The organism is Mucilaginibacter metallidurans (assembly GCF_003286435.2).
Classification (GTDB): Bacteria; Bacteroidota; Bacteroidia; order Sphingobacteriales; family Sphingobacteriaceae; genus Mucilaginibacter; species Mucilaginibacter gossypii.
Genome location: NZ_CP043449.1, coordinates 2,272,537 through 2,284,154, shown reverse-complemented (window position 1 = coordinate 2,284,154; position 11,618 = coordinate 2,272,537). Strand labels below are relative to the sequence as shown.

The following is an 11,618-nucleotide window of genomic DNA, read 5'->3' as shown; positions in this document are numbered from 1 at the left end:
ACTTCTTGCTCTATCTTGCTCATTTTAAAGCGTATTTACAGTTGAGCAATATCAGCGTATGCAACCTTATGAAGATTGGATGAAGGCTTGAGCCGAGAGTTGTTCATGTTTAAATATGAATTATATATTTGTAACTCATATTTAAACATGGCTAATCATAAAAAGACTGAGTTTGCCGCAACAGATCAGGACATATCAATGGTAGCAAAGGCGCTTTCGCACCCTGCAAGAATCGCTATTATGCGCATTTTGGCACAGCACAAGCATTTTACCTGCGGCGAAATAGTTGAAATACTCCCTTTAGCGCAGCCAACGGTATCCCATCATTTAAAAGAATTGATGGATGCCAAGCTGATCACTGTTGCAATTGATGGTAAAAAATCGTTGTATGATGTAAACTGGCCAACCTGGAACAGATATACAGCCGAGTTTGAAAATATGCTCAGTGCTATTAACAAGGTGGAACAGCAGCCCTGATCTGCCCGCTCAATTTATGGGTTATATTCATACACAACCTTATAAGGCACCTGTTTAAGTGAGGCAGATACTTGTCCTATCTTCAGATCGCGCAGTTGTGGCGTAGGCTCACAAAAGGAATAAGCTTTTCCTTTATAAAGCAAGGGTTTACCCATCGGTTTATCAAACTGCACTGCCATAGTTATATGAGTTGGATATAACACCGCTATCATCGGCAAATTGTATATTTCTTTAACAAGGTAAAAAAATAATGCGGCACGATCGTCGCAGTCGCTGTATTGGGCAAACAGGGTTTCTTCGGGGCTCAACCGTTTCTCCCGGCCAAAATTCATATCATCATTTTCATATAAAAAGGCATATCGCGTAAAATGCATCAGGTAATCAACGCCTTTTTTGAGACTCATGCCGTCCACATTTTTCTTTAGCAAAGGAATCAGCGATCCATAAGTTTCTTTACTTAGGGGAATATTGAAGTAATATTCAAAATCGACAACCGGATAATTCCTAAAAATAGAATCAATCAGCGGGTTAAGCTTAATCTTGAAATAGTATGCCTTATGCCGATAGGTAAACTGCAGGTCCTTTTCAACATAGTCCGCAGGCGTAAAATCAGGCATGCTCGTAACCTTATATGAAAATGAGTTTATTGCACCGGGCACATTGATATCAACAGGAATAGCAGGTTGTATTGTAAGATCGGTACCCGGGTAGTCATGAATGTTAAGACACATGTACTTTTTATCATTAACCGTATAAGAAGGAATATCTGATACATCCTCATTGTTGTAAACATAAAAAATGATTTTTTTTCCGGCCAGCGCCAATCGTGCATCATAGCCCGATTTAACCATCAGGAACCATTTATACAAGGTATACCTACTGTAATTTTTTTCTTTAGGACTTATCTGCTGGGCAGTTTTACGCACGAGCTGGTAATACAGCCAGTCATTAAGCTGGTGATCTTGTTTATAACTCAACAATGCATCAAGTAGAGGTTTATAATTACCGGCATCAACATTGATATAAAAGCTTTTTATGTTATTTACCGATAGTCCGCTTGTGGTATCGCTAATAGTTAAAGCATCGGCATTAAATGTACCATCATAAAAAGCAAAACAAATCCTACTGTTATTTTGAGCAAACAAATTAACTGTACTTAAAAGTATCAAACAAGCGAATAATATTTTAACATATCTGCCCATAGCAAACCCATCATTTTACTTATAAGGGTTAAAGCATTTTGGTTTATGTCTAAATATACAAAATTGCAAATTAAAACATCAATTGACTTAATATTATTTTAATCGTTTAACAACATACTATTAATATTAGGCGCATAGATTTGAATTGGAAAATTATGATGCATGGGGACAGAAACATTAGGTAAAAGAATACTATGCCTATTTATAGCTATAGGATATTTCTTTTTTTCGTGTTTGTATGTTACACGATGCCCCAAAATTGCAGGTCATGCTAAAACAGGAAAGTATTTAACGCTTAACAACGGAACGGTAAAACAAAACGGTCCGGTTATTTCGAGTGCAAATAATGGTAAATCGGCACCTGTTCTCTTTTTATCCCGCCCGCGGGTCATTTTCGGCAAAACCTTAGCTGCATTAAATAATCAATTCAGGTTAATTCGTACCTGTGATTTATGCCCGTTCCGGCTCATATCGCAATATGACACTCAAAGCAGGTTTCGGTCTCACAAGGTTTTTTACGCTGCTAATATTTTTTCCATTACCTGTACCTGGAGAGTCTGAGTTATCAGCTTCTCGCCTGCCAGTACCTTTTACAATGTTTTCTTATTACCTGCATTTACAGCGATTAACGCTGTATTATTAATTTATTTAAAAATCGTGTATACAAGTTATGCCTTATTTCAACTTAAAATTTTCAAATACCGATAACGAACTGGCTAATTTTGCCAAAGCCCTTGCGTTGCCGGTCAGGATTGCCATTGTTCGTATTATTATAGCTAACGGCAATTTAGTGCCCAAAGAAAGTTTATATAGCATCCCGTTTAACCAGGAAACAATAACCAAGCATATTGCCGAATTAAAACGGATGGGTATTTTAAAGACTCATGGTTTACGCGGCTCAATTAAATACAGCATTGACGAGCGATTGTTTCGTCAAATGGCCGATGGATTTGCCATGCTATTTGAAAGTATAAGAAGATTTGAACATGATCTGCAGGATTATTAAACTTGATTATACGAACATCGAGGTGAATTTCTGAACGTAAAATGATTAATTGCAAAAAAAATTCAATTATAATAACCTGATAAACAGATACTGCGTTATAACATTTGCTTAACCTGTGCTTAAAGTGCCAATTCAGATTTGGCAATTCGGTTCAGATTTGTACTTTTGCGCCCGGAGAGTTGGCAGAGTGGTCGATTGCGGCAGTCTTGAAAACTGTTGAACTGTGAAAGGTTCCTGGGGTTCGAATCCCTAACTCTCCGCTGATTTTGATATCAAATTATTTAAAAGCCTGCAAATCAAATGATTGCAGGCTTTTGTTTTTATGTCAAATGCTCAAAATAGCCATCGATTCGCGTCAAAAAGGAGAGCGATAAGGTGAGTAATTTTGAGATTTTAACGACTCACCGAATTGAACATATTGTTTTGATTATCAACATGTTCAACACTTAAACATCTTGATTTCTATTAGCTGCAAGCTTAGTTTTGTTTCACCTTTTTAATGTTATTTAACATGAAAACTAATTTCAGCTTGCTCTTCTATTTGAAGAAACCAAAGAACTACAATGAAGGCCCCATACCCGTGTATTTACGTATTACGGTAAACGGGAAACGTGCGGAAACTACCACATCAAGAACCTGTGAACCCACGCAATGGAACAGTAATGCAGGCCGCTTAAAAGGCACAAAGGAGTCTGTCCGGGCATTCAACGCCTACCTGGACACATTGCAGGCAATGGTTTATGCAGCTCACGAAAGCCTGACAACGCAGAAGGTAGCGATCACTGCTGACCGCTTAAAAAACCTATTAAATGGTAAGCCGGAAAAGCTCTATACCATTATTGACGTTTTTAAAGAGCATAACAATCAAGTCGCTGCGCTCGTGGGGTCTGATTTCGCTAAAGGAACTTTAGAACGTTACAAAACATCCCTAAAACATACTCAGGATTTCATCAAATGGAAATATAATGTAAATGACATTGATGTTAAAGAAATTGATCATGACTTCGTAGTGAGCTATGATTTCTACCTGCGATCAGTAAGAAAATGTGCTAATAACTCGGCCGTAAAATATTTAAAGAATTTCAAGAAGATCATTCGCATCTGTATCGCAAGTGGTTGGATGGTTAATGACCCGTTCGTAAATTATAAAGCCAAGGTAAAAGTGGTTGACAGGTTATTCCTTAATGATGAGGAATTACGGCGAATGGCTGCGAAAGTTTTTGGTACAGAACGCCTGGGACAGATTAGGGATATTTTTCTGTTCAGCTGTTTTACAGGGCTTGCTTATGCCGACGTTCAAAAACTAAAAGCCACGGAGATCATTACCGGTCCTGACGGAGAAAAATGGATAAACACCCAAAGACAGAAAACAGCTACCCCTACGCGTGTGCCGTTACTTCCTCCTGCTGTTTCCATACTCAATAAGTACAGCGATTCTCCGGTATGCGAACATTCCGGTAAAGCCCTGCCTGTATCAACCAATCAAAAGATGAATGCTTATTTAAAAGAGATAGCTGATATCTGTGGCATCCCTAAAAAGCTAACTTACCATATTGCCAGGCATACATTTGCGACTACTGTAACGCTATCTAACGGCGTACCCATTGAAAGCGTGTCGAAGATGCTTGGGCACACTAACATTAAAACAACCCAGCACTACGCAAAGATCCTTGATATGAAAGTGGCGCAGGACATGTCTAAGCTAAGACAGCTTTATTAAAAGCACCTATTCAATAATCTTGAAGCTGCCTGAGGCTTCAAGCTTATTCATTATATTCTTAACTAACACAAAAGGGAAAATAAGATTAATCATGTTCCTTGGCCGTTAGCTTTTACAGAATTAAACACTCGACGAAGATGAGCAATCAAAACAATTATAGGATTGATACACCGGAGGAAGTTACCGACAGGTCAATCGTACACAGCAAAACATATAATGACCGCATGGCTAACACCGAAAAAAATATTAATAACTATCCAAAAGTTTATTTACCGGATTACGCTTCACAACTTGAAGAAATCGGTGTGAAACTGGATAACCTGGTTAACCTTCAACCGGAAAACAAATTAGAATTTGTCATAGACAGTTTGGAGAAAAAAGTTGATAAAGCGATTAAATCCTCTCCGGAACAAATAAAAATAAAAATGCTGCTTGTTTATTTCGGCCTGGTTTCCGCAACAGCAATTTCCTTCGGTTTTGCATTAGCTTTAAAATTAGAGGTCAATGCGTTAGTAGGCTTACTCCACGAACAAGCAGGAAACATAAGTAAACTTGCGCCTATCCAATCTCAATCTAATAATAAAAGGCCCGCCATTAGGCCAATTGGACACAAAAGAGCGCATCAGCATCACGCTATTATCAAACAATAATTTGTAAAATCATGTATAAAATTCTAAATTTGAAAGAGTTCGTCAGCCAGGATACATTTAATATTGTTTACGACGAACAAAAAAAAGCAACCGCCGTTCTTATTCCTGTAAGCCATTGGCATCCGGCAAAGGCAGCGGAATTACAAAATCTAATGGAGCAACTAACTTACATACCAGTTTTTGAATGTTCTTTAAAAGAGCTTGAAGAACGGTTGCATCCTGAAATCCAACACGTAGAAGCCGAAAACACGCATTTGGGTCTCTATAACGTTTACGAGCCAACCGGGAATCAAGAGCGTAGAAATCACGTTATCCGTGAATATCAAGACCATCGCGAGTTGGTTAAAGTAAACGCCTCTACAGGTGAAAGCCAAATAATCCGCAGCAGATTTTAATGGAACAGCCAGAACTGTTTGTTTTTGCCGGGCCAAATGGCGCCGGTAAAAGCACGCTGTCATCCTCAATGGTACCACCAGGAACCCCTATTTTTGATGGCGATAAAGAATTTATGCTGCTTAAAAAGCAATTTCCAGGCTTAGACAGCGGTAATCTATATGACGCAGTTAACGGGCATGTATTTTCGGACTGGAAAGAGAGCATGCAAGCCAAAAATGCAACCTGTGCTTTCGAGACTAACTTTCGAACAGAAGATATCATGACATCAGTTAATGAATTTAAGATTAAGGGTTATAGCACCCGATTATTTTTCTTTGGCCTGGATGAAATTGCTATTTCTTTTGAGCGTGTACGTTTAAGAGTAGCTAAAGGAGGACACGATGTATCAGCAGATAACATCAAAGCAAATTATGAGCAATCTTTAGTTAATCTGCAAAAACATCATCGTGCTTTTGACCAGGTTATCTTAATGAAAGCCGCATCTAAGGAAAAGGGGCAAAGTCTTTCAGTATATCTGAAATATGCGAACGGTAATCTTGTCGAACAGGCACCTAATTTACCAGAATGGGTAAACCGCATTGCTCAAGACACGAGAACATCCGTAGAGCAAACGCCAGTGCAACAGCGTATAACAAAACCAGAACAGGGTCAAAATCTTGGGCGTTCATTGGGTAGCGGTGGCTTCAAGCTTTAATTAATTTCGTACAGGTAATTGGTAACCGTAACAGGCGCCAAGTACCTATATGCACTTGCGCACACCCAGTCATATCACCGCTTAAACAACGGGAGCTGTTAGCAGGAAAACTGTCAAGGCCCGGCGATAGCCGGTTTATATAGCCTTGACTGTTTTCCTGCGTAGCTAACTTTGTGACTGCGGTGCTGTGACTAACCGATAACCAGTGCGTGGGAAAGGCAGATGTGTATGAGGAACGAATACACTCCTGCACGCGCGGCGGCGAGGCTGGCGGCGCAATGAAACCCGGAGCGAAGCGCGTGGTGTAATGGAGCCGCCTGCCGCAGCCGCATGGGCCACATGATCTTTACTTAGCGTGATAGCTGTTGTCCCTGATCATAATCCTGTCCAGGTCGTTTTTTCTTTTTGCGCCTCCGGCCATCGTCTACCGTCGGCGGCCCATAATTTTTGGCAGCACCATCAAGCAATACATCCAGAACCCCTTTGCTATGGCTTTGCTGGAACAGGTTACCAGACTCCTGAACCCTCTGTTTTTCCCTGAACTCAGCCTTTTGTTCGTAGCTTCCATGTTTCATAGCATTCGCATAACCAAACGATTCTTTGACCTCCCTTTCATAATTAAACATCCTGTCAAAGATCTGCTCCGCCGACTGCTTAAAAGCCACCCGGTCAAACTGCCCGACGATCTTACTGTGTTCAGCATTCGTCCCTTTTGAATTATTTAAAGGGCTTAATTTGATGGTATTACTGGCATCCTTCCTGCTGACGATGACCTGAACATGCATTTGCTCCCCCGGCTTGACATCTCCTCGGCTGGCCTTGCCTTTTCTCACCTCCAGATCTTTGTAAGTGTAATACCTGTTGTTTTCCAGCTTGGCATAATAAACCAGGTCTCGATTACCTTCTACCCGGTCACGTTTAAAGTTTTTCGCATAAGCATCCATCACCTCATTGGCATAAGCTTTTAAATAATCTTTCGCACCCTCCTTTCCAAACTTCTCATTCAGGTACAATAACTCTTTTTCACTCGGGCTGATGTTCACCAGGAAAAACTTGGCATCGTCTTTTGAAAGTTTCGCTACGTTATTATCGATACCCGACCTTACCTCATAGGGCTGGATATTATCCCGTACGTGGTTAAACCAGTACTTAGGTTTATAATGCTTATCCTGCGCTTCAGCCATACGGTTTTCTTTTTCCAGGTAGGCTACCAGCCGGCTGCTGCTGCCTTTATTGTTCCCGGTTTCACTGCTCGTGATATTGATGTGCATTTTTTTTCTTGTTTAAGTGTAAATACAATCCCCGTTTACCGGCTGACTCATTTGCAATCACAGGCTTTCCAATTGTTCCCTTGCAAAACGCACCAGCTCGTCCTTATCTGCCTGTTTCGCAAATACATTCAATTGTTCCCGCTGGGAAACATAATGCTCCAGGATTGATTTGAAACGGACTTTCAGGTTTCTTTTTTCTACTTGTAGCCGGTCTATGATTTGCAGGTATTTTACGATGTCTTCAATCGCTTTTCTCTGGGCTGCATAAGCTTCCCTTTGCTCTTTGTTATGCGTGATGATATATTGATTAAAATAGTCCACGATCTTTAATTGTGAATTGATCATACGCTCCGATTCTTTTTTTAAGGGCGTCAAAAGCTCCTGTTCCTGTGTCCTGATAAACGCAACGATATTGTCCGTTTTCCTGTTGATCGCATTTTTCAATAGCTCATCGTTCAGATCCCTCGGGGCTTTCTTGGTCTTATAAAAATAGTCCACCATGAAAATGAACAGGTCAAGCTTCGAAAGACCGCATTTATTAGCAATGATCACCAGCTTCTCATCTGTTTTCACCGGGAACCGGATCGTTTTTATATTTTCATCCTTGCTCATAAGATCTTTCGTATTGCATTAATTGAGTATACCGCCAGGTATACTGTTTTCGTTATCGTTAGCATAAAAGCGGGGGAAAGTATACCGCAGGTATACGCAAAACCGCGTTAGCCCGCAGGGCGAGCGGAAAAGTCGGGTGTGCCCGACTTCCGCTCGCTCCCTCCGCTTTCGCGAAGCGACCACCGCTTTTCCTCCTGATTTGCGAAGCAAATCATTGCCGGTGCAGCTATTGGCTGCACCGGATTTATAGATTATATAGCTGGATATCTTTCTATACCTATATCTGAATAACTTGTTATTCAGATATACAGTTACCCGTATGGCCCGATATACAGCTATGCCGATATAAAATACCGGGCTACACTTCCCAACCGGCAGGCCAGTAAACCTGGCTGCCGAGTTTGGGGTGATAAGATGGTTCATAGTGGACGTAACCATAATCATCGAGTTCTTTGATACACTTGTGATACGTTGCAATAGATGCTATCCGGCTAAAAGCCATCAGCGTCTTTCTGGTGACACAGAATGGGCTTTTGAAACCAGCGCGCTGCCATTGGACGTACAATGCACTGAACAAGCTTATATGTGTTGTATTCAGTCGTCCATCCGTGCTCATGCGTTTAAGCAGCTTACTGTAACCGGCAAGTTCACTGGCCGCAATTTTATTGTTACTCATTGCAGCCCTCCTTCCAGTAGCTTGTTGATGTCGTCGAGCTTATAATACATGATACTACCAATACGGGTATAACTCAATGTCCCGTTGATGCGCAGGTTCTGTAAGGTGCCCGGTGATATTTTTAGCAGCTTTCGAACCTCGTTACTTTTGAGCCATTTTTTGGACTGGCCCTGGCTATCCAGTTGAACCAGTTTCTTGATTTCTGTTAACAGGTCACTTTTAAATTCATTCAGATCTCCTTTAGTGATCAGTTCACTTGCTTGCATAATCGCCTCCTTCGTTAATCATTAATTGATACTTGTACCGCCGATAACGGGTACGAAGCAAAGATGTCAGCAAAGCGATGTTGTTCATTACCATAGGCCAAGCTATGGTAATGGCAGCCAAAGCATAGTACTGAAAAAGAGCGTATTGAATAGTTTAGAGTCAATTGTTAACGTTTGCCTGCAAAAGAAAAATGAAACTAAAATCCGTTCTTAACTTGCCCTGCGTTTTGCAGGAACGATATTGAAATGCTGGTTTTCCGAGGGGATAGCAGATGACCTGCCGCTCGGGTTACCTGCGTCACGCGGGTAATAGCGCCGTACACGGTCTAATTTGATCGGTTCACCATCTTCCTGAAAGTACCGACAGATCAGTTTGGCCCAGGTGATGGGCATCTGCGAAAACACGAGTTCCTTATCGCCCACCTTTAGTGTCTCGATCTTTTTGAACAGGTCAACCACCGTAAGAAAATGACCGCTGGCAATATTGATCGGGTAGTCAGTATCCAACTTCTCGGCCTCCCTGCGCTCATCCAGCAAGCGTTGCAGTTGTTCTTTGAGTATCTTGATTTGGCCTTCCTTTTCTGCAATGATCTCAGCTTGGGTACGGCCAAGGTTCCATTGATCGATGCTTTGAAGATATTCTGCAAACCGATTAAGGTGAAACTTGTATCGAAAGTTTTGGGCATGACTTGAAGTATACCTATCTTTTTGTCTTAACTGTGCAATAGCATCCTGTATGACTTCCCACACATACCTGAAGAACTCCTGCTCAGTTGCATCATCGTATTCAGATAGAAAGAATTGGAGATGGTATTTGTAAACTTCATCGAATTCTTGTTCATTTTTTCGGTAAAGCAGGTTAAGAAAGTGGTTGTCCTCAACTTTTTTGTTCCAAAAAAATGGGCGGCCTATATCATTAGTGTCTTTATTAAAATCGAAAGGTGATCTGTGTTTGAAATATTGCTCGCGCATAGGGCATAATTTAACCTAAAGTTAATAATTTTAAGTAAAATTCGCATTTCGAAAACGGAAGAATATCGAACTATTTTAAAGGTTCAGCAAAAGGCTTGTGATTTCCGCATCGGTACGATCTCACCAGAACTTCCTCCAGGCACAGGTTTAAAGAAGGTCTGTATTTATAACTTCCTGATCGCTGGACTGGAAATTGGCCTACATGTATTGACCGTCTGTTGGCGGGTTAAGGTATCCCCGGGAATACCCCGAGCCAATTGAACGGACTTTATTGCAAACCTATTTTGCGGATGCTTTTGTTGCCTCTATCGGTAACATATAAAATCCCGTTTTTGTCGATCGCGATGTTTGTAGGGGCATTAAATGTCGCTGTCGTTAAATTACCATCGCTGTTGCCAGTCCTCTTGGGGATGCCCGCGAAGGTGCTGACCGTGCCATTGGGGGTAACTTTACGGACAACGTTGTTTATCGGCTCGGCCACATAGATGTTGCCGCCGGCGTCGGCTACGATACCTGTTGGGTTACTAAACCTGGCAGCCGTGCCTTTACCGTCCAGGTATCCTGGTACGGTACTGCCGGCAAGCGTGGTCACATTTCCCTGGGTATCTATTTTGCGGATCGCGTTGTTGCCCCAGTCGGCTACGTAGAGGTTTCCGTTCGCATCGAAAGTCAGGCCGCTCAGGTAGCTAAAGTTCGCTTTCAGCCGGGGGCCGTCGCGGTAGCCGAAACTATATCCTGCGAATAGAGCCACATCGCCTGTTTGCGTGAGGGTACGGATGATACCGTTACTGTCGCTGAAATACAGCGTGTTGTTTTTATCTGTTACGATGGCTGCGCTGGTATTTATTCCCGGGAAGATTTCATAACCGCCGCTCCCGATCACTCCGCCAAATTTACTCGAGGCAAAGGTGGTTACAGTGCCGGAGTTATCGATCTTTCTGAATGCTCCGTTCCCGTTATCGATCACGTATATATTACCGGCATGGTCGGTGGCCACATTCCCGGGGAAATTGTACCTGGCATCGGCCAGGGTGCCGTTCACGAAACCTGAAGTGACCTGACCGCTAAATACAATGGCCTTACCGGTGGTATCGATCCGGTAGATCATATTAAAGTGAAAGTCGGATACATATACATTGCCGGGGCCGTCAACTGCGATACCCGTAGGCCATTCCATTAATTGGTACAGGTTGGGGTCGGTGCTGCCTAATGGCCGCACGTAGCTAGCCAATGTGGTTACCATCATGGTATATTGGTAGTTAAAAACTGGCCCAGTGACCTTTGCCGCACCACTGACGGACAGGCTTATATTACCTGTGCCCGCGCTAAGCGGGACGATCGCGGTTATGATGGTTTCCGTCGCAGCGGTAATTTCGGCCGGTTTACCATTGAACCATACTTTATTGTTCCGTGTGTCTGGATCAAATCCGCTCCCTTTAATTTGTACGACGGTACGGTAGGGGCCTGTATAAGTACTGAGAGACAGTATAGTTGGTTTTAGGTCGGGACTACTGCCGTCCCCGTTACGCTCCGTATGTTGCTTTTTACATGTGGATATTATAAGCAATAAGGCTATTAAAAGGGGGACCTTCGCGGTGCTGAGGTATTTTGTGACAGGTTGCATAAATAATTTAGCAATATACAAAATTTAAGTGTCGAGTTATAAAAGAAAGGCA

General features: G+C 42.0%; 13 protein-coding genes and 1 tRNA gene. 7 read left to right on the top strand and 7 right to left on the bottom strand.

The genetic code is table 11. From position 1 onward, the window contains the following. Positions 1-147 precede the first annotated feature (147 nt). On the top strand, positions 148-477 hold the full coding sequence (locus tag DIU38_RS09910; RefSeq protein WP_112652377.1) for an ArsR/SmtB family transcription factor: 330 nt from the start codon (positions 148-150) through the stop codon (positions 475-477). 14 nt (positions 478-491) lie between these two features. Here DIU38_RS09910 and DIU38_RS09905 read toward each other — a convergent pair whose 3' ends face one another. Continuing rightward, positions 492-1,622 carry a hypothetical protein gene (locus tag DIU38_RS09905; RefSeq protein WP_244311276.1) on the bottom strand — a complete coding sequence of 377 codons (1,131 nt, stop codon included), beginning with the start codon at positions 1,620-1,622 and terminating at the stop codon, positions 492-494. A 727-nt stretch (positions 1,623-2,349) separates the two neighbouring features. On the opposite strand from DIU38_RS09905, the gene DIU38_RS09900 reads away from it, so the two are divergent. The 6 genes from DIU38_RS09900 (at position 2,350) to DIU38_RS09875 (ending at position 6,145) form a co-directional block, all read left to right on the top strand. After that, positions 2,350-2,685: a hypothetical protein gene (locus tag DIU38_RS09900; RefSeq protein ID WP_091170798.1), complete on the top strand. Its 336-nt coding sequence runs from the start codon at positions 2,350-2,352 to the stop codon at positions 2,683-2,685. A gap of 173 nt (positions 2,686-2,858) precedes the next feature. After that, positions 2,859-2,945 (top strand) — tRNA-Ser (locus tag DIU38_RS09895). 251 nt (positions 2,946-3,196) lie between these two features. Continuing rightward, the gene (locus tag DIU38_RS09890; RefSeq protein WP_112652542.1) at positions 3,197-4,405 is read left to right on the top strand and encodes a site-specific integrase; all 1,209 of its coding nucleotides are present in this window, start codon (positions 3,197-3,199) and stop codon (positions 4,403-4,405) included. Between the two features lie 137 nt (positions 4,406-4,542). After that, entirely contained in the window at positions 4,543-5,055 is a 513-nt protein-coding gene (locus DIU38_RS09885) for a hypothetical protein (RefSeq protein WP_112652379.1), read from the top strand. An 11-nt stretch (positions 5,056-5,066) separates the two neighbouring features. Further along, the gene (locus tag DIU38_RS09880; protein ID WP_112652380.1) at positions 5,067-5,450 is read left to right on the top strand and encodes a hypothetical protein; all 384 of its coding nucleotides are present in this window, start codon (positions 5,067-5,069) and stop codon (positions 5,448-5,450) included. Next, positions 5,450-6,145, top strand: coding sequence for a hypothetical protein (locus DIU38_RS09875; RefSeq protein WP_112652381.1), 696 nt, complete (start codon positions 5,450-5,452; stop codon positions 6,143-6,145). Before DIU38_RS09880 ends, DIU38_RS09875 begins: the two co-directional genes overlap by 1 nt. A gap of 350 nt (positions 6,146-6,495) precedes the next feature. Here DIU38_RS09875 and DIU38_RS09870 read toward each other — a convergent pair whose 3' ends face one another. The 6 genes from DIU38_RS09870 to DIU38_RS09845 all read right to left on the bottom strand — a co-directional run bounded on the left by DIU38_RS09870 (position 6,496) and on the right by DIU38_RS09845 (position 11,566). After that, entirely contained in the window at positions 6,496-7,416 is a 921-nt protein-coding gene (locus DIU38_RS09870) for a DUF5712 family protein (RefSeq protein ID WP_112652382.1), read from the bottom strand. Between the two features lie 57 nt (positions 7,417-7,473). Next, entirely contained in the window at positions 7,474-8,028 is a 555-nt protein-coding gene (locus DIU38_RS09865; RefSeq protein ID WP_112652383.1) for a BfmA/BtgA family mobilization protein, read from the bottom strand. A 358-nt stretch (positions 8,029-8,386) separates the two neighbouring features. Beyond that, positions 8,387-8,704 (bottom strand): hypothetical protein, encoded by a 318-nt coding sequence (locus tag DIU38_RS09860; protein ID WP_112652384.1) that lies wholly within the window; start codon positions 8,702-8,704, stop codon positions 8,387-8,389. Further along, positions 8,701-8,970: a helix-turn-helix domain-containing protein gene (locus DIU38_RS09855; protein WP_112652385.1), complete on the bottom strand. Its 270-nt coding sequence runs from the start codon at positions 8,968-8,970 to the stop codon at positions 8,701-8,703. Before DIU38_RS09855 ends, DIU38_RS09860 begins: the two co-directional genes overlap by 4 nt. Before the next feature lie 210 nt (positions 8,971-9,180). After that, the gene (locus DIU38_RS09850) at positions 9,181-9,942 is read right to left on the bottom strand and encodes a hypothetical protein (protein ID WP_112652386.1); all 762 of its coding nucleotides are present in this window, start codon (positions 9,940-9,942) and stop codon (positions 9,181-9,183) included. A gap of 268 nt (positions 9,943-10,210) precedes the next feature. After that, entirely contained in the window at positions 10,211-11,566 is a 1,356-nt protein-coding gene (locus DIU38_RS09845; protein ID WP_112652387.1) for an IPT/TIG domain-containing protein, read from the bottom strand. Between the last annotated feature and the right edge of the window lie 52 nt (positions 11,567-11,618).